The sequence below is a fragment of the Nocardia cerradoensis NBRC 101014 genome, from assembly GCF_000308535.1.
Classification (GTDB): domain Bacteria; phylum Actinomycetota; class Actinomycetes; order Mycobacteriales; family Mycobacteriaceae; genus Nocardia; species Nocardia cerradoensis.
Window position 1 is genome coordinate 1 of record NZ_BAFW01000204.1, and the last position, 24,844, is coordinate 24,844.

A 24,844-nucleotide genomic window follows, 5' to 3' on the forward strand; every position below is an offset into this window, starting at 1 on the left:
AGGTGCTGCGCGGCCCGGCCGCGGCGATCGTCAAGAACATGTCGTCGTCGCTGACCATCCCGACCGCGACCAGCGTGCGCGCCATCCCGGCGAAGCTGATGATCGACAACCGTCTGGTCATCAACAACCACCTGGCCCGTACCCGCGGTGGCAAGATCTCGTTCACCCACCTGCTCGGCTACGCGATCGTCCAGGCGGTCAAGGCGTTCCCGAACATGAACCGCCACTTCGCCGAGGTCGACGGCAAGCCGAATTCGGTCACCCCCGCGCACACCAACCTCGGCCTGGCGATCGACCTGCCGGGCAAGGACGGCAGCCGCACCCTGGTCGTCGCGGCGATCAAGAACACCGAGACGATGTCGTTCGCGCAGTTCCACAGCGCCTACGAGGACATCGTGCGCCGGGCGCGCGACGGCAAGCTCACCACCGAGGACTTCACCGGCGTCACCATCTCGCTGACCAACCCGGGCACCATCGGCACCAACCACTCGGTGCCGCGGCTGATGCCCGGCCAGGGCGCGATCATCGGCGCGGGCGCCATGGAGTACCCGGCCGAATTCCAGGGCATGAGCGATCAGCAGCTCGCCGAGATCGGTATCGGCAAGCTGATGACGCTGACCTCCACCTACGACCACCGCATCATCCAGGGCGCGGAGTCCGGTGATTTCCTGCGCACCATCCACAACCTGCTGATCTCCGACGAATTCTTCGACGAGATCTTCCACGGCATGGGTGTGCCCTACGAGCCGGTCCGCTGGCGCAAGGACATCAAAGAGCGCGGTGTCGACAAGAGCGTGCGGGTCCAGGAGCTGATCGCGGCGTATCGCAGTCGCGGCCACCTGATGGCCGACACCGATCCGCTGCGGCTGGTGAAGGACAAGTTCCGCAGCCACCCCGACCTCGACGTCACCCAGCACGGGCTGACGCTGTGGGACCTCGACCGCGAATTCAACGTCGCGGGCTTCCACGGCCAGGAGCGGATGAAGCTGCGCGACGTGCTCTCGGTGCTGCGCGACGCGTACTGCCGCCACGTCGGCGTGGAGTACACCCACATCCTGGAAACCGAACAGCTGCAATGGATTCAGGACCGGGTCGAGCAGAAGCACGAGAAGCCGACCGTCGCCCAGCAGAAGTACATCCTGTCGCGGCTGAACGCGGCCGAGGCGTTCGAGACCTTCCTGCAGACCAAGTACGTCGGCCAGAAGCGCTTCTCGCTGGAGGGCGCCGAGTCGACCATCCCGATGATGGACGCCGTCATCGACCAGTGCGCCGAGCACGGGCTCGACGAGGTCGTCATCGGCATGCCGCACCGTGGCCGCCTGAACGTGCTGGCCAATATCGTCGGCAAGCCGTACTCGCAGATCTTCACCGAGTTCGAGGGCAACATGAACCCGGCCGCGACCCACGGCTCGGGCGATGTGAAGTACCACCTCGGCGCGCACGGCACCTACATCCAGATGTTCGGTGACAACGACATCGAGGTCTCGCTGACGGCGAACCCGTCGCACCTCGAGGCCGTCGACCCGGTGCTGGAGGGCCTGGTCCGCGCGAAGCAGGATCTGCTCACCAAGGAAGACCTGGTCACCAAGGGCGAAGAGGCGCGCACCTTCTCGGTCGTGCCGCTGATGCTGCACGGTGACGCGGCCTTCGCCGGCCAGGGTGTGGTCGCCGAGACGCTGAACATGTCCGGCCTGCGCGGCTACCGCGTCGGCGGCACCGTGCACATCGTGGTGAACAACCAGATCGGCTTCACCACCGCGCCGGAGAACAGCCGCTCCACCGAGTACTCGACCGATATCGCCAAGTCGATCGGCGCGCCGATCTTCCACGTCAACGGCGACGATCCCGAGGCGTGCACCTGGGTGGCGCGCCTGGCGACCGACTTCCGCGAGAAGTTCCACAAGGATGTGGTCATCGACCTCATCTGCTACCGCCGTCGCGGCCACAACGAGGGCGACGACCCGTCGATGACCCAGCCGTACATGTACGACGTCATCGACACCAAGCGCAGCGTCCGCAAGTCCTACACCGAGGCTCTGATCGGCCGTGGCGACATCTCGATGAAAGAGGCCGAGGACGCCCTGCGCGACTACCAGGGTCAGCTGGAGCGGGTGTTCAACGAGGTCCGCGAGCTGGAGAAGTATCCACCGGAGCCGAGCGAATCGGTCGAGGAGGAGCAGACCGTGCCGGGCACCGTCGTCACCGCGGTCGACAAGTCGGTACTGCAGCGCATCGGCGACGCCTTCCTGGGCGTGCCGGACGGCTTCAACGTGCACCCGCGTGTGAAACCGGTGCTGGAACGCCGCCGGGAGATGGCCTACGAGGGCAAGATCGACTGGGCCTTCGCCGAGCTGCTGGCCTTCGGCACGCTGATCGACGAGGGCCGCGCGGTGCGCTTGACCGGTCAGGACTCGCGTCGCGGCACGTTCACCCAGCGGCATTCGGTGATCATCGACCGCAAGACCGGCGCCGAGTACACCCCGCTGCACAACATCGGCAGCGAGAATCCGGGCTGGTTCGCGGTGCACGACTCGGCGCTGAGCGAGTTCGCGGCCGTCGGCTTCGAATACGGCTACTCGCTGGGCAATCCGGACGCGCTGGTGCTGTGGGAGGCGCAGTTCGGCGACTTCGTCAACGGCGCGCAGTCGATCATCGACGAGTTCATCTCCTCGGGTGAGGCCAAGTGGGGTCAGCTGTCGGAGGTCGTGCTGCTGTTGCCGCACGGTCACGAGGGCCAGGGTCCCGACCACACCTCGGGCCGCATCGAGCGGTTCCTGCAACTGTGCGCCGAGGGTTCGATGACGGTGGCGGTGCCCTCCACTCCGTCGAACTACTTCCACCTGCTGCGCCGGCACGCGCTCGACGGCATCCGCCGTCCGCTGATCGTCTTCACCCCGAAGTCGATGCTGCGCAACAAGGCCGTCGTCTCCAACGTCGAGGACTTCACCGACGCGAAGTTCCGCTCGGTGCTCGAGGAGCCGACCTACGAGAGCGGCGACGGCGACCGGTCGAAGGTCAAGCGGATCCTGCTGACCAGCGGCAAGCTCTACTACGAGCTGGTCGCCGAGAAGGCCAAGAAGAACCGTGACGACGTCGCGATCGTGCGCATCGAACAGCTGTACCCGATCCCGTCCTACCGGCTCAACGAGAAGCTCGCGACCTACCCCAACGCCACGGATCTGGCGTGGGTCCAGGAGGAGCCGGCCAACCAGGGCGCCTGGCCGTTCTTCGGGTTGAACCTGCCGGAGATCCTTCCGGACCGGTTCAACAAGCTGCGCCGCATCTCCCGCCGTGCCATGTCGGCCCCGTCCTCGGGTTCGTCCAAGGTGCACGCGGTGGAGCAGCAGGAGATCGTCGACGAGGCATTCGCCCCCACCGACTAGGTCGTATCGCCCGGACGCCGGGCCGGATCGCTCTGCCGAGCGGTTCGGTCCGGCGTTCGTCGTTTCCGGCGCCGGACTCGTGTCACATTCGGGGGCGCTCGATCGTCGTCATGAGTGGAAGCATCTTGCGCCGACTCACTTCCACGTCGTATATTCGGCGTGGAATATTTGAGCCGGAGCATGTCGGGCCGTCCGCGTAAGCTGCGGCGGCAGTGACGAAGGGAGTCGAGACCGATGTCCAAGCAGCCGGGTGCCACGTTGACGCCGTTGGCGATCTCGGTACTGGCGCTGCTGGAAGAAGACCGCATGCATCCGTACGAGATGTATCAACTGCTGCTCAAGCGCCGGAAGGACAATCTGCTCAAGATTCGCCCCGGCTCGCTTTATCACACGGTGACCCGGCTGGCCGAACAAGGACTGGTCCAGGCGGAGGGTACCGAGCGTTCGGGCAACCGGCCGGAACGCACCACCTATCGCATCACCGAAGCGGGTACCGCGGCGCTGCGCACCCGCATCGCCGATATCGTCCGTCAGCCGATTCGGGAGTATCCGATCTTCCCCATCGGCCTGGCGGAGGCACACAATCTCCCGGTCGACGAGGTGATCGCCCTGATCACCGAACGTATCGGCTGGCTGGACAACGACATCACCGAACTCGACGCCATCCGGGAATGGGCGCGCTCACGCGAGGTACCCCGGCGGTACTGGATGGTCATCGACTATCTGGTGGGGCTGGCGCGGCACGAAGTCACGTGGCTGCGCGCTCTCATCGAGGAATTGCGCGACGGATCGCTGCCGTGGCTGGAATTCGACGAGGGCGGAACCCGTTGCCCCGAGAGGACCGGCGACCTCGGCCACGACTGGGGTGCGGCTCTGACCGACGACGTACTCGCCGAACTGCGGAGAGGCGGTGCGACCACTGCCGAGCACTGATCGGGCGCAGGCGTGCGGCGCGCCCCGAGACCTTCATACGAACCACCCATCGGTCGTCGTCGATCGATGCCGGGAACAGGAACGAAATCTATGACATCGCAAAGAAATCCGTGGCTGGCGCTCACCGCGCTGGTCGTCGGATTCTTCATGATCCTGCTGGATATGACCATCGTCGCGGTGGCCAATCCGGCGATCATGCAGGATCTGCATACCGATATCAACAAAGTCATCTGGGTGACCAGCGCCTATCTGCTCACCTACGCGGTGCCGCTGCTGGTCACCGGCCGCCTCGGTGACCGTTTCGGCCCGAAGAACGTCTATCTGGCCGGTCTCGCGGTCTTCACCCTGGCCTCGCTGTGGTGCGCGGTATCGGCCAATGTGGAGATGCTGATCGCGGCTCGCGCGGTGCAGGGTCTGGGCGCGGCGTTGATGACACCGCAGACCATGGCCGTCATCACCCGTACCTTCCCACCGGACAAGCGCGGTGCGGCGATGGGGCTGTGGGGCGGCGTCGCCGGGCTCGCGACTCTGGTCGGCCCGATCCTCGGCGGCGTGCTGGTCGACTGGCAGGGCTGGAACTGGATTTTCTACATCAACGTGCCGATCGGCGTGGTGGCGTTCGCGCTGGCGGTGTGGCTGGTTCCGAATCTGGAGACCCACCAGCACAAGTTCGACTTCGTGGGTGTGGTGCTCAGCGGTGTCGGCATGTTCCTGCTGGTCTTCGGCATTCAGGAGGGCAACACCCGGGACTGGGACGCCTGGATCTGGACGATGATCATCGCCGGCCTGGTGGTGCTGGGTCTGTTCGTGGTGAACCAGGCGCGCAACAAGGACGAGCCGCTGGTCCCGCTGAGCCTGTTCCGTGACCGCAACTTCTCGATGTCGAGCGTCGCGATCGCCGCGATGGGTGCCGCGGTCACCTCGCTGATGGTGCCGGCGTACTTCTACCTGGAGGCCGTGCGCGAATACACCCCGACCCGCGCCGCGCTGGTCTTCGCGCCGATGGCGATCGTCACCGGTCTGACCGCGCCGTTCATCGGCAAGATCTCCGATCGGATGCCACCGCGCATTCTGCCCACCCTCGGATTCGGGGTGTTCGCCCTGACCGTCTTCGGTTTCGCGGCGCTGATGAAGCCGGACAGCTCCATCGTGCTGTTCCTGGTGGTCGCGGGCGTCGCCGGTCTGTCGAACTCCTGCATCTGGGCGCCGCTGGCGTCGACCGCCACCCGCAACCTGCCGATTCACCAGGCCGGCGCCGGTGCGGGTGTCTACAACACCACCCGCCAGGTCGGTTCGGTCCTCGGTAGCGCCGCGATCAGCGCGCTGGTCTCGGCCCGCATGTCCGCGCAGGGTCTGGGCAGCGGACAGTTCGGCGAGGGCGGCGGCACCGGAATGGGCCACATCCCCGAGCAGATCATCGACAAGTTCAGCACGGCCCTGGGGCAGGCGATGATCCTGCCCGGCGCGATCCTGCTGATCGGTGTGGTGGCTTCGGCCCTGTTCGTCGGCGGCTCGGCGAAGAAGCAACAGGAGGCCGAGGCGGGCACCGAACCGGAGAAGGCCGGCATCCCCGGCTGAGCCGGTTCGGCGCGCCGAAACGGTTTCGCGACAGCGTGTTACGAGGTCCGCGTGGCGGTACGCCACGCGGACCTCGCCGTATCCGAGCCACGATGTGGTGCGCGCGGCCGCTCGGCCCGTATCCGGTCGGCGCCGTGCCGCCCGGCCCCTGGCCGCGCCGGCCTACCCGACTCGGATCGTCCGGGACGGATACCCGCTCGCCCCATCCGGGATGACATCGGCGACCTCCGCGGTCTGCACCGTGCCGGTGCCGTCGGTGGCACGAGCGCGAACGGTGTGCGTGCCCGCGGGGGCGTCCCAGTCGTAACTCCATTGCCGCCACGTGTCGACGGACGGTTCGGCGGCCAGGCGGGCGGGCTGCCACGGGCCGTTGTCGATCTGGACCTCGACGGCGTCGATCCCACGGTGTTGCGCCCAGGCCACACCGGCGATCGTCACCTTCCCGGCCCGGACGGCGCCGCGCGGGGTGTCGATGCGGGTACCGGTTTTGATCGGCCCGCGTTCGGACCAGCCGCGCCGCGTCCAATAGGCTTGGGCGCGATCGAATCTCGTGATCTCGAGTTCGGTGACCCACTTGGTGGCCGAGACGTAACCGTAGAGCCCGGGCACGACCAGCCGGGCCGGATATCCGTGGTCGACGGGCAGCGGCTCACCGTTCATGCCGACCGCCAGCAGGGCGTCGCGCCCGTCGGTGAGCGCGGCGAGCGGGCTTCCGGCGGTGAAGCCGTCAGCACTGCGGGACAAGACCATATCGGCATCGGGATGCGGGCCCGCCTCGGCGATCAATTCGTCGAGCCGATAGCCCAGCCAGCTCGCATTACCGATCAGATCGCCGCCGACCGGATTCGATACGCAGGTCAGCGTCACCAAGCGCTCCACCGACGGCCGGCGCGCCAGATCCGCGTAGTCGAGCAGGATTTCGCGGTCCACCATGCCGTGGATCCGCAGTGACCACGTCTCCTTGCTGACCTGCGGAACGGTCAGCGCGGTATCGATCCGATAGAAGTCGGAATTCGAGGTGAGATACGGTGCCAGTCCCGGTATCCGCAAGTCCGCGGCCGGATCCACCGGCGGCACCGGCACATTCGGCGGCGGCAGCCGCACCGCGGCCCGCTCCCCCGCCACACTGCGCGCGCTCGCCCCGAGCACGCGTCCGGCGATCCCCGCCGCCACGGCGAGTACTCCCACTCCGGCGATCCCCCGCATCACGTGCCGCCGATCGACCTGCGCCACATCAGGTTTCACCACGCGCGGCCACGCGGCCCCGCGCGCACTCAGGGGAGCGTCGTCTTCCAGGGAACGCGCGGGCGTCCTTTCGCGACCAACGCCTGCGGCCGGGTCTTCGGCATCGGCCTCCGCGTCAGCCCGAGCACCCCGGCCCGCGTCCGCATCACCACCCCTGCCGGCACCGGCACCCCTGGCGGCCGGGTCGTCCGCACCCGCTTCCACATCGGCCCCAGCGCCCCCGCCGGCACCACGACCACCACCCGCGCCCGCACCGACCGGGCTGCCTTCGATCCGAATTCCCGCCGAACCGGCCCGGACATCCTGCGCCGCAGTGGTTTTCGACGGACCGGGCACAGCGCCACTCCGTATCGGCGCTGCGACCGCCTCGTATCGCCGAATCAACCACCGCAGCGCGACGATTGCCAGCGCCACCCCCACGACCGACGGCAACGCCCAGGTCCAGTTGGCGGCCGGGCGTTCGAGTGCGGCCCATGCCGCCCCGATTCCGAAGACACCGAGCAGCACCGACCCGATCGGCCGCGCGGTTCGCTCGATCACCCCGACGAGCGCCGCGACGATCAATGCCACCACGCCCATCAGCAGGTACAGCATCATCTTGTCGTCGGTGCCGAAGGTATCGATCGCCCATTCCCGCACCCGGTCCGGAGTGTGGTCGACCACCGTCGCCCCGATCGCCGCCAACGGCGCGCTGCCCGCGCCGACCGGCACCAACACCAACTCCGCGACACCCAGCGCCAGCCCCGCGGAGACGATCCCGCAGGCCGCGCGCAGTCCCGATCCGGCCATAATCGCGAGCGTACTGCGGATCTCGGTACACCGGCCCGCCACGAGAAGCGCGGACGCGCCTGCGGCGCTGTCCCGAATCGCGTACGAGTGATCCGGCCCATGTCGGCGGTTCCACGGCGAGCACCCAGCCCCTTCTCAGGAATCGCGCGCTTAATGGAGAGAGGATCCGAATGCGTCGGGGCCGGGTCCGAGCCGACACACAGGATGTGACCGAACAGGACGTGATGAGCGTGTATCCGAACGAGGGCAATCGGCCGCACCAGCCCGGACCGTACGAACCACGGTCGGGGGCGTACGGCCCGCACGGGTATCCGGGTCAGGCGCCGTACCCGGGGCAGTATCCGGGTCAGCCATACCCGCAGTACTCGCCGCGCGGACGCACGCCCCGGCACGGCCTGACCTTCGGCGCGGTGGCGGCCCTGGTCGCGGTGGTGGCGCTGGCGATCGCCCTGGTCGGCTCCCGCATCGATGCGCACGGCCCGAACCAGGCGGCCCCGTTCGGCCACGGCCAGGGTTCGGTGGTGCAACCGATCGATTCGCAACCGCAGTCCACGGCGCTGGAGCAGGCGGCGAACGCGGTGGTGCCGGGCATCGTCGTGATCAATACCGAACTCGGCATGCAGAACGGCGCCGGTGCCGGAACCGGCATCGTGCTCGGCTCCGACGGCACGATCCTCACCAACAACCACGTCGTGGAGGGCGCGACCGACATCTCGGTCACCGATCTGGGCAACGGCCGCACCTACACCGGCACGGTCGCCGGTTTCGACCGGCAGGACGATCTGGCGGTGGTGAAGTTGCGGGGCGCCTCCGGCCTGCAGACCGCGCCGCTCGGCGATTCGGACCAGGTCAAGGTCGGCGATGCCATCGTGGGCGTCGGCAACGCGGGCGGCACCGGTTCGCCGACCGCCGCGGCCGGACGCGTCACCGCGCTGGACCGGTCCATCACGGCCAGCGACGAGTCGGCCGGCGCCTCCGAACAGCTGACCGGGCTCATTCAGGTCGCCGCGAATATCCAGCCCGGCGATTCCGGCGGTCCACTCATCAACAGCTCCGGCCAGGTGGTCGGTGTGAATACCGCTGCGTCCCAGGGGTTCCAGCTCGGCGCGGGTGGCGGTCAGGGCTTCGCGATTCCGATCGACAAGGCCAAGACGATCGCCGCGCAGATCCAGACGGGCAAGAGTTCGGACCGCGTGCACATCGGCGATTCCGCGTTCCTCGGTATCACGATGAGCGATGCGAACGGTTCCGGCGCACTGGTCCGCAATATCGTGAGCGGCGGTCCGGCAGAGGCCGCAGGCCTGGCCCCGGGCGATGTGATCACCGGCCTGGACGGTCACAACGTCGATTCGGCGACCACCATGACCAACTCGATGGATCAGCACCACCCGGGCGATACCGTCACCCTCACCTGGGTCGACCGCTCCGGACAGAGCGAATCCGGTCGAGCGTCGCTCGCTCAGGGTCCGGTGGGCTGACCCGACGCCGACGACATCCGGCCCCGCCGACATCCCAGCGAGGATGCGGCGGGGTTCGCGTCTCGGCCGACAGCCCTCTCAGTCCGCGACCGGTGCAGGTCGCCTCTTCCCCGCTGGGTGCAGTCGAATTTCGATCTCATCGGCCTTCTTGTCCGAGACCTGCTCGGGCGTGACCCGCACCCCCACCACCGCTCCGGATTCCCGGTCGACGAACGACAGCGGCGGCGTCCCGTCCTGCAGATACTTGTCGCCCCACTGCATCAGCGACAGGAATACCGGCAGCAGGTCCTCACCGGCCGCGGTCAGGCGGTATTCCGCGCGCTCGCGCCGGCCGGGTTCGCGATACGGCACCCGTTCCACGATGCCCGCCGATTCGAGCTGTTTGAGCGCTCGCGACACCGCCGGCGCCGAGGTGCCGATCCGGGTCGTGAAGTCCTCGAATCGTGTTGTGCCGTAGAAGCATTCGCGGACGACGAGGAATACCGTCCGGGTGCTGAGCAGCTCGAGCACCCGTCCGGCCGAACATCGGTCACCGATCGACCAGGCGTCCCGGTCGCTCAGCCGCGGCTCGAACATCATCGACACGACCCCATGTTACCTAACGCTTGCGTTACTCAGCCAGCTGTGCTGTCATCTAACTAACGAGATCGTTACCCAGCGGGGCGGGCAGTCGCCCCGGACGATCCGAAAGGACGAGAGATGGCCGGAATCGAAGGCGCGGTCGCACTGGTGACGGGTGGGCAACGAGGGCTCGGCAAGGCCTTCACCGATGAGCTGCTCAGGCGCGGCGCGGCCAAGGTCTACACCACCGCCCGCACCCGAAGGCCGATGGCGACACCCGCATCGAGCCCCTTGCCCTGGACGTCACCGACGCCGATTCGGTCGCCGCCGCGGCGCGCCGGGCCCGCGACGTCGAGATCGTCGTCAACAATGCGGGCGTTCTCCTCCCCGCACCGCTGCTGACCGCCGATATGGCCGATATCGTCACCACGTTCGACACCAATGTCTTCGGCCCGCTGCGGGTGGTCCAGGCGTTCGCGCCGATTCTGGCCGACAACGGCGGCGGCGTCCTGATCGACATCCATTCGGTGCTGTCCTGGGCCGCGGGTGCGGCGGCCTACGGCGCGTCCAAGGCGGCACTGTGGTCGCTGACCAATTCGCTGCGGCTGGAGCTGGCCGCACAGCGCACGCAGGTGGTCGGCGTCCATCTGGGATTCGCCGATACCGAGATGGTGCGGCGTCTCCCGGGCGACAAGATCGCGCCGAGCGTGGTGGCCGAGGCCGTCTTCGACGGTGTGCTGCGCGGCGATACCGAAGTGCTGGTCGACGACGTCACGCGCGGAGTGAAGGCGGCGCTGTCCGGCCCCGTCGAGGGTCTCGCGCTGGCCATCCCTCGCTGAATCCGTTCTCGCCCATCATCTTTCGAAGGACTACCACCATGCCGCTGTGGCACGTCTACCATCCCGCGAACACCTACTCCGACCAGGACAAGGCAGATTTCGCGCGGGATGTCACCACCCTGTACACGGGCTTCGGCCTGCCGGCGTTCTACGTCGTCGTGTTGTTCGAGGAGGTCGAGCAGACGTCGTTCTTCGTCGGCGGGAAACCGTCGGCCGATACCGTGCGCGTCGTCGTGGAACACCTCGCCCGGCATCTGGACGATCCGGACATGCGCAAACGATCGACACAACGGCTCAATGCGGTCATGGAGCCGTACACCGGCGCGCGCGGACTGCACTGGGAGTTCCACACCTACGAATCCCCGCGCGATCTGTGGATGATCGCCGGACTGTTCCCGCCGGAGGCCGGCAGCGAGGCCGAGAAGGCGTGGGCCCGCGCCGGCGAGCCCAGCCCCTACAGCTAGCCCCGGTCACCGACGCCGCACCGAAATCTATTCTCCGCCGTACAGATTGATCATCCACGGCACCGAGTATTTGTCGGTGACCATGCCGAACTGCTGCGCCCACTCCGTCTTGCCCAGCGGCATGGTGACCTGTCCGCCCGCGGACAGTCCGGTGAAGATCCGTCCGGCCTCGGCCTCGTCGTCCACATCGAGGCAGACGCTGAACGGGACGTTGTCGCGGTTGAGTTGCTGCTCGGGCGGACAGTCCGAGCCCATCAGCAGCTGATCCTCGCGCCAGGTCAACGCGGCGTTGGCGATGCGCTTGCCCACCTCCTCGGGCAGGTTACCGCCACCGCCGTCACCCATATCGCGATAACGAACCATCTGCAGTTCCCCGCCCAGGATCGACTGATAGAAGGTGAATGCCTCCTCGGCCTCACCGTCGAACATCAGATATGCGGTAGCCGACTTCACGATGCCTCCTCCGGAATGGATACGGGCCTGCGGCCGGCGGCCGCCGCCCCACAGATGAGACGGCGACAGCCAGGAAAAATCATCGGGGTCGATCGCGCATATCGTCGCACGTCACGAACGCGAACGGCCCGTCTTCTTCGAAGAAGACGGGCCGTTCGGCGGACGAGCGGGTCAGCCGTAGATGGCCTCGACCTCGGTCGCGTAGTTCTTCATCACCACATTGCGCTTGAGCGACATCTTCGGCGTCAGCTCACCGCTCTCCTCGGTCCAGTCGACCGGCAGGATGCGGGTCTTCTTGATCGCCTCGGCATGGGAGACCAGCTTGTTGGTGTCCTTGACCGCCTTGTCGATCTCGGCGGTCAGTTCGGGCAGCTCGATCAGCTTCTCGATCGGGGTGTCCTCGGGCACGTTGTTGCGAGTCTTCCAGCCCGGCAGCGCCTCCGGGTCGAGGGTGATCAGCGCGCCGACGAACGGCTTGCCGTCACCGACCACCATCACCTGGCTGATCAGCGGATGCGAGCGCAGGGAGTCCTCGAGCATCGCCGGGGAGACGTTCTTGCCGCCGGCGGTGACGATGATTTCCTTCTTGCGGCCGGTGATCGTGATGAAGCCCTGCTCGTCGATGGCGCCGAGATCGCCGGTCTTGAACCAGCCGTCGTCGAAGGCGTCCTCGGTGGCGTCCGGGTTGTTCCAGTAGCCGGCGAACACGACCGGGCCGCGCAGCAGCAGCTCGCCGTCCTCGGCCACCTTCGCAGCGTGACCGCCGAGCGGACGGCCCACCGAGCCGACCTTCAGGTGCTCGGGGGTGTTCACCGACACCGCGGCGGTGCTCTCGGTCAGGCCGTAGCCCTCGTAGATCGTGACGCCTATGCCGCGGAAGAAGTGGCCCAGCCGCGCGCCGAGGGGACCGCCGCCGGAGACGGCGGACTTGCAGCGCCCGCCCATGGCCTCGCGCAGCTTGCCGTAGACCAGCTTGTCGAACACGGTGTGCTTGACCTTGAGCACCAGGCCCGGGCCGCCGTTGTCGAGCGCCTGGCTGTACTCCACGGCGGTGTCTGCGGCCAGATCGAAGATCTTGCCCTTGCCGCCGTCGTGCGCCTTCTGCTTCGCGCCGTTGAACACCTTCTCGAACACGCGCGGCACCGAGAGGATGAAGTCCGGCTTGTACTCGCCGAACTGCTCGACCAGCGTCGACCAGTCGGCCGTGTGCGCGACGGTGACTCCGGCGTCGAAGGCCGCCAGCGCGACCGCGCGGGCGAAGACGTGGGCCAGCGGCAGGAACAGCAGCGACCGATGACCGGGCTTGAGGAACTGCGGCATCGCGGCACGGTCGGCGGCCGATTCGGCGTAGAGGTTGGCATGCGAGAGCATGACGCCCTTGGGCCGGCCGGTGGTGCCGGAGGTGTAGATCAGCGAGGCCGGCGAAGCCGCCTTGACCTGCTTGCGCCGCTCGTGCACGGCCTCGTCGCCGAGATCCTTGCCCCGGGCGACCAGGGTGTCGATCGCACCGTCGTCGATCACCAGCGGCTCGCCCAATTCGGGCAGACCGTCCTCGATCTCGGCGATGGTGGCCCGGTGCCGGGCGTTCTCGACCACGATCAGCTTGGTGCCCGAATCCGACAGGATCCAGCGCGCCTGCTCGGCGGAGGAGCTGTCGAAGATCGCGACGGTGCAGCCGCCGGCCGCCCAGATGGCGAAGTCCAGCACGACCCACTCGTACCGGGTGGAGGCCAGGATGGCGACCCGGTCGCCGAGTTCGATGCCGGAGGCGATCAGTCCCTTGGCCACCGCGGTGACGTGTTTCGCGAACTCCGCAGCGGTGACATCTGTCCATCCGCCCTTTCCGTCCGGCCTGTTGAACACCACCAGGCCGGGCGTGCGCTCGGCGTGCCGGAAGGCGCCATCGGACATATTGGCGTCTTCGGGGATGGTGTAGGTAGCCGGGACTTCGAACTCTCGCATCGGTGCCCTTCCACGTGGTCTACTCGCCAGTAATTTACGCCAGCCGCAACGGCAGGCTCCGCCCGGCCGCCCGGTCGAGAATTTCGACGTCGGTGCGGCCGGGCGGAACCTGTCCTACGGCTTCTATCCTATGGATCCGGTTTGCGCTGGTTGCAGCGATTGACCGAGGAATCCTGCCAGTTCGCGCGCGGCGAGCGCGGCCGGCGCCACCAGCGACGCCTGCAGTTGCGAGACGTGCCAGAGCCCGCGCGTCACCGAGAACTGCACCGGCACCTCGGCGGCCCGCAGCGCGGCCGCCAGGCGCACGCACTGCGAATGCAGCAACTCGCCCTCGTCGACCTGAACGTAGGTCGCGGGCAGCCCGCCCAGCGATCCGAGCAGCGGCGCATAGCCCGGATCCAGCGGATCGCCGTCGCCCAGATAGGCGGCGGCGCACAACCGCGACCACGCCTTGTTGACCACCAGGTCGCGCTCGCGGGCCGGCAGTTCGTTCGGGTCGGCCCACGGGGCGATCAAACCCAATGCGGCGGGGCGCATTCCGTGCCGGTCACGCAGGCGCAACGCCAGCGCCAGCGACAGCCCGCCGCCGGCGGAGTCGCCCGCGACCGCGATCTGCTGCGGCGGGAGTCCGGTGGACACCAGCTCCAGGAATGCCGCCTCGGCATCGTCGAGCGCCGCCGGATACGGATGTTCCGGCGCCAGCCGGTAGTCCGGAACGTAGACGGGACAACCGATTTCGCGCGACAGATGCGCCGCAAGCGACCGATGGGTGGCCGGCGACCCGATGGTGTATCCACCACCGTGCAGGTACAGCACCGCTCCCGGGCCGTCGCCCGCGCCCGCGGTCACGCGCTCGGCGGGACGGCCACCGAGCCGCATCCGATGCACCCGGGTACCGGCGGGCAGCGACTGCAGCACCGAACCGGCGTCGAGCAGGTGGCGCTGCGCCGCCCACGGCAGCCGGCTGTGCATGGCGAACCGGAACATCGGCCCGAGGACGGCCCGTGCGACGGGCAGCGGCAGGGACACGGATTTCGAAAAACCAGGCATCACAGTGAATTCCCGCGGCGAATCAGGGCAGGAACCGGCTGTTGACGACGTTCGCGATGCGCTGGTAGTAGGACGCGGTGGTGCGCACGAACAGATCGAGCGCCTTCGCCTCCCAGCCGATCAGCACGCGGCCGTGCCCCTTGCGCACGGCCTCGGTGATGGTCTGCGCGGCCATCTCCGGAGTGTGCAGGGCGAGCTGCTTGTCGAAGAACGAGGAGAACTTCTGGGCGTCGATTCCCTCGGCGTAGGTGGCGTTGCGCGCCACGGCGGTCTTGATACCGCCGGGATGGACACACGTGACCTTGACCGGATGCTTGCGCGCCATCATCTCCTGGCGCAGCGATTCGGTGAAGCCGCGCACCGCGAATTTGGCCGCGTTGTAAGCACTCTGGCCCGGTACCGCGATCAGACCGAAGAGGCTGGACACATTGATCACGTGGCCGTCACCGGATTCGATGATGGCGGGCAGGAACGCCTTGGTGCCGTTGACCACGCCCCAGAAGTCGACATCCATGATGCGCTCGATGTCCTTGAACTGGGAGTCGACCACCTCGCCGTGGAAGGCGATGCCGGCGTTGTTGTAGATCTGGTGCACGACGCCGAAGTGCTTCTTCACCTCGTCGGCGTAGAGCAGCACCGCTTCGCGCTCGGCCACGTTGAGCCGATCGGACTTCACCTGCGCACCCAGCGCCTCGACGCGGCGGACGGTTTCGGCCAGTCCTTCGGTATCGATGTCGGAGAGTGCGAGTTTCGCGCCCCGGCGGGCCAGATTCTCGGCCAGCGCGCGGCCGATACCCGAGCCGGCGCCCGTGATCACACAAACCTTGCCGGTGAAATAAGCGTCATTGCTCACTGTGCTGCTACCACTTTCAGATCGGGCCGCGCGGCCCCGTCGGCCGGTCGGGTCGTGTCGTATGCCGCGACGTCGAACTTCTCCGTCAGCTTGCGGAAGCGGAAGGTGAAATCGGGCCACAGCGTGGTGTTGTTGCCGTGCTTGTCCAGATACCAGCTGGCACAACCACCGTTGAGCCAGACGCTGTTGGACATGCGGTTCTGCAGGTCGCGGTTGTAGCTGTCCTGCACGTCTTTTCGCACCTCGACCGTACGCAGGCCGCGCTGGTCGAAGGTGTCGATCGCGTCGGCGATGTAGTTGATCTGCGATTCGATCATGTACACCATCGAGGTGTGGCCGAGGCCGACGTTCGGGCCGAGCAGGAAGAACATGTTCGGGAAGTTGTGGATCGCGGCGCCCTTGTAGCCCTGCTGCCCGATCTCGTCGAACAGTTCGGTGAGCGTGCGCCCGTCGCGACCGGCGATCGTCTCGTACACCGGCGAATCGGTGACGTGGAATCCGGTCGCCACGATGAGGGCGTCGATCTCGCGTTCGGTGCCGTCGGCAGTGACGATCGAATTCGCGCGGATCTCACGGATGCCGTCGGTGACCACGTCGACATTGTCGCGTCCGAGCGCCGGGTAGTACTCGTTGGAGATCAGCATGCGCTTGCAGCCGATGCGGAAGTTCGGCGTGACCTTCTCGCGCAGCTGCGGGTCAGGTACCTCGAGCCGCAGCTTCAGCCGGGCGAGGCCTTCCAGCGCGAGCATGGCCGGCGGGAATTTCGCCAGGCCGACGACCTGCGTTTCGCGGGCGGCGTAGATGGCGGCACGCGACAACTTCTGCACGCCCGGAACGTATTTGAAGGCCAGCCGCTCGGGCAGGGTGTACGGGCGGTCGATCCGCGGCAGCAGCCACGGGGCGGTGCGCTGGTAGACGTCGAGGTGGGCCACCTTCGGCGCGATGGACGGCACGATCTGGATGGCCGAGGCGCCGGTGCCGATCACCGCGACCCGCTTGCCGGTCAGATCCGCCTCGTGATCCCAGCGCGCGGAGTGGAAGATGCGGCCCTGGAAACCGTTGATGCCCTTGATATCCGGAAGGTTCGGCTCACACAGCGCGCCGACGGCGGAGACCAGGATGTCGGCGGTGAACGCGCCCTGGCTGGTCTGCACCTCCCAGCGGGCCCGCTCCTCGTTCCAGCGGGCGCCGGTCATCTCACAGTCGAAGATGTGCTTGTCCCGCACGCCGTGACGATCGGCCACGCCCTGGATGTAGGACTGGATCTCCGGCTGCTTGGAGAACGATCGCGACCAGTTCGGATTGAGCGCGAACGAGTAGGAGTACAGCTGCGACGGCACATCGCAGGCGGCGCCGGGGTAGGTGTTGTCGCGCCAGGTACCGCCGACATCGTTGCCGCGCTCCAGCACCAGGTAGTCGTCGCGCCCCTGCTGGCTCAACCGGATGGCCAGGCCCAGGCCCGAGAATCCACTGCCGACGATCAACGTGTGCACATGACGCGCGCCCGCTACGCTGCGGCTCCGCTCATCACTGCTACCGCCGCCGAGCGCGTCGCTACGGCCGTTGTCTGTAACCCTACGACTCATGTATCCAACCCTACGATCCTATTGAGCAGGAGTCAACAGTATTGACTACCGTTCAGTAGGATGGCAACCGTGAGTGACAACGGTCCCGGCACCAAACGGGTGCGGCTGAGCCCGGGCGAGCGGCGCGAACAGCTGGTGTCGCTGGGTGTGAAGATGCTGCGCGACCGCACGCTGGAGGACATCTCCATCGGGGAGATCGCCCGGCAGGCGGGGATCTCCCGCGGCCTGCTCTTCCACTACTTCGCGTCGAAGCAGGATTTCCAGCGCGCCATCGTGCGCCGCGCCAACGAGGAACTACTCGCTCGCACCATGCCCGACCGCAGCCTCGATCTGTTCAGCATGTTGCGCGACGCGGTCGAACGCTACGTCGAGTACGTCAGCGAGAACCGGATCTCCTATCAGGGCCTGCTGCGCGGTCCCGCCAGCGGCAGCCCCGAACTGGTAGCGCTGGCCGACGCCACCCGCGATGCCATGGTGGACCGCATCCTCGCCGAAACACCGCTGGCCGCCGACGATCCCGAACTGCCGCGACTTCGCCTGGTGTTCCGCGGCTGGATCGCGTTCGTCGAGGAGACGACGCTGATCTGGTTGCGGGAGGAGCAGATCAGTCGTACCCAGTTGATCGACACCCTGGTCGGCGCACTGCCCGCACTCGCCATGCACCCCGTGCTCACCGAATGGCTGGCCGGTTCGGCCGACGGCACCGTACTGCCCGCGTGACTTCAGTCCTCGTGCACGTATCCCGCGCGATCGCCGCGCCGCGGTAGCCAGAGCGCGGTGACCACGGCGGCGATCAGAATCATGATCGCCGACACCAGCAGCGCCACCTCGAGTCCGCGATGGAATGCCTCGTAGGTGGCGCGGATGACCCGGTTCACGATCGGTCCGTAGGCGGCCGAGGCCGCCGCGTCACCGCCGGCCGGGACGTTGCCGGTCTCGATGGCGTCGATGACGATCGCCTGGAAATTCGCCGGCACACCGATCTGCCGCAACCGATCCCGCAGGTCCGAGTTCAGGAAGGAATTGACCAGCGAACCCAGGACGGCCACACCCACCACCGCCCCGACCTGGCGCATGGTGTTGGTGGCGGCGGCCGCCATACCGGAATGTTCGGCCGGAACGCCGGACAGCACGGCCGAGGTCAGCGGCACCACCGCGATACCGAACCCCAGCCCGGCCAGCATCAGCGCCAGGGCCAGCGGCGTGAATTCGACTGTGACGCCGAGGAACTGGCGCGTGAGCAGGATGCCTGCCGCACCGAGCACACACCCGGCGATCATCGGCGTGCGGGAGCCGCGCAGCGCCACCCAGAATCCGGAGATCAGCGAGCCGACGATGATCGCCACCGCCATCGGGCCGAATACCGCGGCGGTTCGCCACCCCGAATAGTCCAGCACCTCTTGCAGATACAGCGCGGTGAAGAAGAAGATCGAGAAGATGCCGAAGTAGACCGCGAACGCCACCACCAGCGCGCTGCGCACCAGCGGGCGCTCCAGGTAGTGGAAGTCGAACATCGGATTGGCCGCGCGCGACTCGACCACCAGGAAGGCGACGAAGGCGATCCCGCCGATCACGAACAGCGTGATCACCGAGGCGGCCGAATACCCCACCTGCTCACCGGAGATGGCCGCGTAGATCACGCAGCCGAGAAACGTCGCGCCCAGGACGAATCCGGCCCAATCGACCGGTCCCGGTTGCGGATCGGCGCTCTCCGGCACGAATTTCAGCGCCGCCGCCAGCACGATCACGCCGACGATCAGGTTGAACCAGAAGATCGAGCGCCAGCCGAACGCCCCGACCAGCAGCCCGCCGATCACCGGCCCCAGCGCGAGCGCCAATCCGGAGACCGCCGCCCACGCACCCAGCGCCTTCGCGCGGGCGCCGCGATCGGGGAAGATGTGCCGGATCACCGACAGCGTGCCCGGTTCGGACGCCGCCGCACCCACGCCCATGACCGCCCGCCCGGCGATCAGGATCGACACACTTCCGGCCACCGCGGACACCACCGAGCCGACGGCGAACACCACCAGCCCGCCGACCATGACGCGTTTGCGGCCCCACCGGTCGCCGAGGGTGCCGGCGGTGAGCATCAGACTCGCGAACACCAGCGTGTACGCGTTCACCACCCATTGCAGCGGTACCACACCGGCATGGACGTCGGACTGGATATCGCCGAGGACGACGCTGACGATCGTGGTGTCGAGGAAGGTGACGAACAGGACGGCCGTGACCACCGCGAGCGCCACGTAGGGACGCTTCGTGCCGGACGATATCGGTTGCGCCGCAATGGATTCCATCGTCGCTGCCGTCTCGGCGCGAGCACTCACGGCAGGGCCGGTATCCGGCGCGGCGGATTCGGCCCCGGCTCCCGATTCGGAATGCCGGGCGGCCGGGGCGGGGTGGCGCAGCGGCCAGCGCGCTCGGGCGCCGCGGCGGTCCGACGACGTCATCGCGACCTCAACTGGTCGGCGGGGGAACGATGGTGGGCCCGCCCGGCGCCGCCGTCGTCGCGCCCGGTGCCGGCGTCGCCCCTGGAGCAGGGGTCCCCGAGGCCGCACCGCAGACCGGCGGGGCCGCGCCCTCCAACGTGAGCAGCGCGCAGAAGGTCGCCGCCGTCACCTTCCAGGTGCCCTCGATCTGCACCGCGCCGCCCTGCTGACCGGACAGTGCCGGTGTGCCGTTGAACAGCACGTCGAAGGTGACGTCGGCGTGGTCGGTGCTGGTGCTGGCGACATTGGTGACCTTGGCCGAGGCGGATTTGGCCATCGGCGAATCGGCCTGCGCCTTGATGGCGGCGGCGAACGCGGGGCCGTTCTCCAGCAGCGCGACCTTCTGGTCGGCGGAGGTGGATCCGTCGAAGAAGCGCTCGAAGTTCCGGGTCACCGCCTGGGTCACCGTCGGCGTGCCGCTACTCGACGATTCGGTGGATTTGCTGCCGGAGTCATCGCTGCCGCAGGCGGCAGCGGCGGTCACCAGCGCGGTAAGTGCGCATGCCGCAAGCAGTTTCGCCACTATCCCGCGTTCGAACATGAGGCGGCCTCCCTCGGCGACGGTAGGCTCGGTGATCAACTCGCTCGAAGACTACTCGCCGGAACCGGGCTACGGACGCTTATCGGACACGAACGTGGTCTCGGCGAGTTCGGCCAGGACATCGGGCAACTCGGCGGCGACCGCCCGCGCGTCGAGGAGCGCCGGATCCACCGAGAGCCCGATCCCCAGTGCGCCGTTCCAGCTCAGCACCCCGGCGACCAGCGGAACGCCCGGAGCCGACGGAAGAATCGGAAACACCTGGGTGATCGGCATATTCGCGAAGGTCATCGCCAGTTCGGGACCGGCCATGTTGGAGACGATGGCGTGGAAGTACCGCCCGCCGTACACCGACCGCGCGAAGGCCCCGACGGCCGGTTCGGGACACAGCCTGAGCACCCGATCCATCACGAAATGCGAGGCGAGGGCGCGGGTTCCGGAATGCAACCGGTCGCTGCGGGTGCGGATCTCGGAAAGACGCTGCGCCGGAGTCGCCGCCGTCAGCGGAATGTCGATCATCACGGCGGCGGTCGAATTGCCCTCCGCCCCGGACGTGGGGTCGCGCACCATCAACGGCACCGCCACACGGATCTGCCCGCGCAACCGCTCCCTCAGATCGGGGCGCAGACGCTGCAGCGCCGTGACCGTGACGCTCAGCAGTACGTCGGTCACCCGGGCGCGATGCGAACGGGCCACGGCCCGAACGGTTTCCAGGTCCAGCGAACAGACGGTGAACACGCGTCGCACACAGTCGTCGGGCAGCGTTCCCGTCGGCTGGGCGTCGGCCGCCAACTGGGCCAGACCCGCCGCGGTGCCGGCGACGGTGGTGCCCCAGCTCGGCGGCTTACGCTCGGCCACCGGCAGATCGATGGTCGGTCGTAGCAGGCGCAGGGCCTGCACCACCGTGCCGATACCGTCGGCGACCACGTGATGCAACAGCAGAACCACACCGACCGCGCCCGCCTGCGGGTCGCGCACCAGGACGAGTCGCCACAGCGGCCGATCCTTGGGCAGCACCTCGGCGGCGAGATCCGTGACCACCCGGCTGATTCCGTCCACTCGCCGCGCCACCGCGCCCGGTGTCACGGCCGCTTCGGCCGTCGCCGCACCACATGAGTCCACCGCCGCGGGCTCCCCGCTGCCCGCTGCCGGTCCGACGGCGACGCCGGTGGTGAGCACCGCGCTGAAGGTCGCCCCGGCCCCCGCCTCTCGACCATCCGGTTCGCCGAGGGCATCCGGATCGATGCCGGGAATCGTGCGCTCGGTGACGTGCCAGTCCCAGTCGACCGGACTGTCCACCCAGCGGGCTCGGCGCCACCGTCCCGGCTGGTCCAGACGCTGCCGGAAGCGCGGCAGATGTGCCAGTTCGCCCTGGACCAGTTCCCGCACCGCGGCGAGATCGGGTCCGCCGTCGGCCCGCGGCCGGAATACGACCATGCCGCCCACCTGCTGCGGAATGCCGGTCTTCTCGATGTGCAGGAAGAACGCGTCGGCGGGCGGCACCACCGGCGGTCGCGCGTACCAGCGGTCGACCAGCTGGATACTCACCGCGACGAAGGCCACCGCGATCACCGCGTCGAGCACGAAGTGGTTGGCGGTCGCGACGATCACGTAGGTGGTGAGCCCGACGTGCAGCGCGCTGAGCACCTGCACGATCCATCCGCCCGAGACCCGGGCCAGCACCACACTCACCCACAGCGCCCAGCCGACGTGCAGCGAGGGCACCGCCGCGAGCTGATTCGCCCCCGACACCAGCGACGAACCCCAGGACCCCCAGGTGTGGCCGGCGACGACGGTATCGGTGAAGCCCAGTTCCGGCAGCAGTCGCGGCGGGGTGACCGGGAAGAGCGCGAAACACGCGATGGCCAGGATGTTCAGCAGCAGGAAGGAGTCGCGGGCGCGGGCGTATTCGGTGCGGCGGCGAAAATACAGCCAGAACAGCAGCGCGAACGCACTGACGATGTAGGTGAAGGCGTATTCGTAGTTGGCCAGGGTTGCGAGCAGCGCCTGTGACTCCAGCCAGCGGTTGAGCGGGCGTTCGACGTCGATCGCGAGCCACTGTTCGAGATCGAAGATGCGGTGGGCGTTGCGGTCGGCCAGTTCGCGGCGGGCCGGGGTGTGCAGGGCATCGACCGCCAGGTACAGCCCGAATACCGCGAGCCCGGCCACACAGTCCCGCCACAGCACCGGACGCGACGGATTGCCCACACAACCGTCATAACACAGGCGTCGCAAGCTTTTACGACATCAGGCTGGGCGATTCGTCGGTTATCTCCTTGTTACCGGCATAGAAGGCGCGGGCCAGCGGCGAATGCGCCAGTCCGCCGATACCGGCCGCGATCAGCGCCCCGGCGACCGCGACTCCGGCCAGTGCCCCGGCGGTGTGCGGCAGCTCGACCTTGAACGCCAGCACACCGACCACGTAACTGACGATCGGATTCGTCACGCTCATGGCCGCGATCGCCCAGGGCAGCGGCCCGGCCGCGAAGGCGGTCTGTTCCAGCACCAGCCCACTGAGCGTGGAGACGGCGAGCAGATAGCCGGGCCAGTCGGTGGCGGTGGCGGGGATGCCGCGATAGACCAGATCCTCGGTGGTCAACTTCATGAAGACGGCGCTCATCGCGAAACAGACGCCGGCGGCCACCGCCACGAGGTTCGCGGCCACCCAGATCGGGCAGCGGATGCTGATCAGGGCCAGCAGTGCCACCAGCCCCGCGGCGGAGAAGGTGGCCAGCAGCACCCGGCCGCGATCCGGATCTCCCGACAGTGGCGCCACGCCGCCGACGCCGAACAGCACGCCCAGGCCGGCGCAGACCAGCAGCGCGAACCAGATGTCACGGCCACGCGGGCGCCGCCGGCGTCCGAACGCCTCGAGCGGCACCGCGAACAGCAGCTGAGTCGACATCAGCGGCTGCACGGCGGCCACCGAGCCCAGATGCAGCGCGACCGCCTGGGTGAAGAAACCCGCGAGATTGGTGATCCAGCCGCGCAGCCAGGTGCCACTGCGCAGCAGGCGCTGCATCAGCGTGGTCATACCGAAGACCCGGGCCGCCCGGGGTTGTTCGGCGACCACGGTGCGCGCCGCGCGTTGTTGCAGATAACCGGCCGCGGCGAACAAGAACGCGGCCAGCACTCCCAACGCGATGACCAGGACCATGCGGACCCCCGCTCAGGTGATCTATTCGCACTGTACGCCCGAATCCGTATCGAACCTGATCATGGACGATGGACGGGAACGACGGACGGGCGGGGCGCTCAGAGGGCGTGTTCGTCGAGCCAGATGCGGGCGAGGTCGGCCGCCGAGGCGTGTTCGTCCCGGACGCGGCGGACCATGGTCGCGAGGTCGGCCGTGGAGAGTTCCCCGGCCACGTAGTTGAGTTTCTTGATCTGCCGCTGGTCCAAGGCGCCCTGACGCAGCAGCGGGACGACGTTCTGGGCGCGGAAGGCGTACGCCGGATCGGTGACGACGGCCGGGCCGGTGCCGCCGGCCGTGTCACCGGGGCCGCCCGGCAGCAGCGCGACGGCCGAGGTGAACACGCCCGCGTCGACGGCTCCGTCGTGCAACGCCTTTCGCAGTTCGCCGTCACCGGGAAAGTCGACGTGGTGGGTGATATCGCAGCCGTAGACCGTGTGCAGCGGCGTCAGGACGTCGCGCTGCGGGTCCCGCGGCGTCCGGAGCGGGTCGAGTTCGCGCCCGCCGGCGATGCCCACGGTCAATTCATTGCAATGCCGTGCGAGGTCGGCGGCATTCGCCGGATAGCGCGCGGCCGCGGCGGCGCCGAGTGCGAGTTGCGGCCGCAGATCGGTGGCGTCGGCGAAATCGGACACCGCCAGCCCCTCCGGAACGGCCCGGCTCAGATCGTCGGCGACCGAGCCGATATAGCGCGCCTCCAACGTCGTCGGCGTTCCCGCGGTCATGTCGATCGGCGGGCCGGGCTCGTGGTGCTCCGCGACGCTCGCGGCCGTCGCCCGATCCGGCGCGGTCGCCGAGGACGAGGAGTCGAAGCTGGTCAGCAGATCACCACTGGTGTCGCCGACCAGCGTGATCGTGCCCGAGTCCAGGGCCGCCAGATAGTCCGCGCGCTGTCCGAGATGCTTCTTCACCGTCGTCCGCGTGCCGGTGCGCGCGAGCGCCTGGGCATAGATTTCGGCGAGAACCTCCGACTGCGCCGAATCACCGGCGCCGACGATGATCGTCGACTCACCGTCACCGGTGGCACATGCCACCGCCACCGTGGCGGCGGTGACGGCGACCAGTACCCGGGCCGTCACTCGCACCGATCCGGCCAATCCCATCCGGCGACACCCACTCCCGATAGTCAGCGACAACCACATCCGGCGGCCGAGGGGCGCCCCGGCACAGGAATCGTAGGTGGGCCGCATCCGGGCGTCCGATCCACACCCGCCCTGCGACGACCATGGCCGACCGCGGCCGCCGGTTTCAGCCTTGGATTCCCCGAGTGCCCGCATCTCCGTACGGGTTGCCCTCCCGCGGTCGCGAACGTTCGTTCGCGCGGCGCAGTGCGGCGATTTCGCGTGCCGCTCGCCGGCTCCGCTGCCGCATTTCCGACATGCCGTCGCCGCCGGCGCGACGCCCCGCCATCCATTCGATGAATCGACGAATTCCCAAGTACACCAACCTG

At 68.0% G+C, this 24,844-nt stretch carries 18 protein-coding genes and 1 pseudogene; 7 read left to right on the top strand and 12 right to left on the bottom strand.

Features of this window, described 5'->3' with window-relative positions; all coding sequences use genetic code 11:
* The 3 genes from ON23_RS21815 to ON23_RS21825 all read left to right on the top strand — a co-directional run.
* Positions 1-3,383 (top strand): multifunctional oxoglutarate decarboxylase/oxoglutarate dehydrogenase thiamine pyrophosphate-binding subunit/dihydrolipoyllysine-residue succinyltransferase subunit (locus ON23_RS21815; RefSeq protein WP_039780439.1); only part of this gene is annotated, 3,383 nt, incomplete at its 5' end.
* 234 nt (positions 3,384-3,617) lie between these two features.
* Entirely contained in the window at positions 3,618-4,316 is a 699-nt protein-coding gene (locus ON23_RS21820; protein ID WP_039780440.1) for a PadR family transcriptional regulator, read from the top strand.
* Between the two features lie 90 nt (positions 4,317-4,406).
* Positions 4,407-5,894, top strand: a complete 1,488-nt coding sequence (locus ON23_RS21825; protein ID WP_039780441.1) for a DHA2 family efflux MFS transporter permease subunit — start codon at positions 4,407-4,409, stop codon at positions 5,892-5,894.
* Positions 5,895-6,056: 162 nt separating this feature from the next.
* On the opposite strand, the gene ON23_RS21830 is transcribed toward ON23_RS21825, so the two are convergent.
* Complete coding sequence (locus tag ON23_RS21830) at positions 6,057-7,928, bottom strand: molybdopterin-dependent oxidoreductase (protein WP_039780442.1); 1,872 nt, start codon at positions 7,926-7,928, stop codon at positions 6,057-6,059.
* A gap of 206 nt (positions 7,929-8,134) precedes the next feature.
* Here ON23_RS21830 and ON23_RS21835 point away from each other — a divergent pair, with 206 nt between their 5' ends.
* The gene (locus ON23_RS21835) at positions 8,135-9,406 is read left to right on the top strand and encodes a S1C family serine protease (RefSeq protein WP_223273811.1); all 1,272 of its coding nucleotides are present in this window, start codon (positions 8,135-8,137) and stop codon (positions 9,404-9,406) included.
* 78 nt (positions 9,407-9,484) lie between these two features.
* On the opposite strand, the gene ON23_RS21840 is transcribed toward ON23_RS21835, so the two are convergent.
* Entirely contained in the window at positions 9,485-9,985 is a 501-nt protein-coding gene (locus ON23_RS21840; protein ID WP_039780443.1) for a winged helix-turn-helix transcriptional regulator, read from the bottom strand.
* Positions 9,986-10,105: 120 nt separating this feature from the next.
* On the opposite strand from ON23_RS21840, the pseudogene ON23_RS21845 reads away from it, so the two are divergent.
* Both ON23_RS21845 and ON23_RS21850 read left to right on the top strand, forming a co-directional pair.
* A pseudogene (locus tag ON23_RS21845) lies at positions 10,106-10,806 on the top strand (SDR family oxidoreductase).
* Between the two features lie 38 nt (positions 10,807-10,844).
* The gene (locus tag ON23_RS21850) at positions 10,845-11,270 is read left to right on the top strand and encodes a tautomerase family protein (RefSeq protein WP_039780444.1); all 426 of its coding nucleotides are present in this window, start codon (positions 10,845-10,847) and stop codon (positions 11,268-11,270) included.
* Between the two features lie 27 nt (positions 11,271-11,297).
* Here ON23_RS21850 and ON23_RS21855 read toward each other — a convergent pair whose 3' ends face one another.
* The 5 genes from ON23_RS21855 to ON23_RS21875 all read right to left on the bottom strand — a co-directional run bounded on the left by ON23_RS21855 (position 11,298) and on the right by ON23_RS21875 (position 17,174).
* Positions 11,298-11,723, bottom strand: a complete 426-nt coding sequence (locus ON23_RS21855) for a VOC family protein (protein ID WP_210743840.1) — start codon at positions 11,721-11,723, stop codon at positions 11,298-11,300.
* A gap of 171 nt (positions 11,724-11,894) precedes the next feature.
* Positions 11,895-13,685 (bottom strand): AMP-dependent synthetase/ligase, encoded by a 1,791-nt coding sequence (locus ON23_RS21860; protein ID WP_039780448.1) that lies wholly within the window; start codon positions 13,683-13,685, stop codon positions 11,895-11,897.
* Between the two features lie 123 nt (positions 13,686-13,808).
* Complete coding sequence (locus ON23_RS21865) at positions 13,809-14,735, bottom strand: alpha/beta hydrolase (protein ID WP_039780450.1); 927 nt, start codon at positions 14,733-14,735, stop codon at positions 13,809-13,811.
* Between the two features lie 22 nt (positions 14,736-14,757).
* A complete protein-coding gene (locus ON23_RS21870) occupies positions 14,758-15,588 on the bottom strand; it encodes an SDR family NAD(P)-dependent oxidoreductase (protein WP_039780451.1) in 831 nt (276 codons plus the stop codon).
* On the bottom strand, positions 15,585-17,174 hold the full coding sequence (locus tag ON23_RS21875; protein ID WP_039780453.1) for a flavin-containing monooxygenase: 1,590 nt from the start codon (positions 17,172-17,174) through the stop codon (positions 15,585-15,587). Before ON23_RS21875 ends, ON23_RS21870 begins: the two co-directional genes overlap by 4 nt.
* Before the next feature lie 60 nt (positions 17,175-17,234).
* Between ON23_RS21875 and ON23_RS21880 the strand changes: the two genes are divergently transcribed.
* On the top strand, positions 17,235-17,894 hold the full coding sequence (locus ON23_RS21880) for a TetR/AcrR family transcriptional regulator (RefSeq protein WP_039780455.1): 660 nt from the start codon (positions 17,235-17,237) through the stop codon (positions 17,892-17,894).
* A gap of 2 nt (positions 17,895-17,896) precedes the next feature.
* Here ON23_RS21880 and ON23_RS21885 read toward each other — a convergent pair whose 3' ends face one another.
* From ON23_RS21885 to ON23_RS21905, 5 genes are all read right to left on the bottom strand, one after another.
* Entirely contained in the window at positions 17,897-19,624 is a 1,728-nt protein-coding gene (locus ON23_RS21885; RefSeq protein WP_244970003.1) for an MFS transporter, read from the bottom strand.
* A 7-nt stretch (positions 19,625-19,631) separates the two neighbouring features.
* Entirely contained in the window at positions 19,632-20,204 is a 573-nt protein-coding gene (locus tag ON23_RS21890) for an MTB12 C-terminal domain-containing protein (RefSeq protein WP_051043061.1), read from the bottom strand.
* A 69-nt stretch (positions 20,205-20,273) separates the two neighbouring features.
* Positions 20,274-22,409: a bifunctional phosphatase PAP2/O-acyltransferase family protein gene (locus ON23_RS36070; RefSeq protein WP_051043062.1), complete on the bottom strand. Its 2,136-nt coding sequence runs from the start codon at positions 22,407-22,409 to the stop codon at positions 20,274-20,276.
* Positions 22,410-22,440: 31 nt separating this feature from the next.
* The gene (locus ON23_RS21900) at positions 22,441-23,358 is read right to left on the bottom strand and encodes a DMT family transporter (RefSeq protein WP_051043064.1); all 918 of its coding nucleotides are present in this window, start codon (positions 23,356-23,358) and stop codon (positions 22,441-22,443) included.
* Positions 23,359-23,456: 98 nt separating this feature from the next.
* Entirely contained in the window at positions 23,457-24,497 is a 1,041-nt protein-coding gene (locus tag ON23_RS21905; RefSeq protein ID WP_039780457.1) for a glycine betaine ABC transporter substrate-binding protein, read from the bottom strand.
* Between the last annotated feature and the right edge of the window lie 347 nt (positions 24,498-24,844).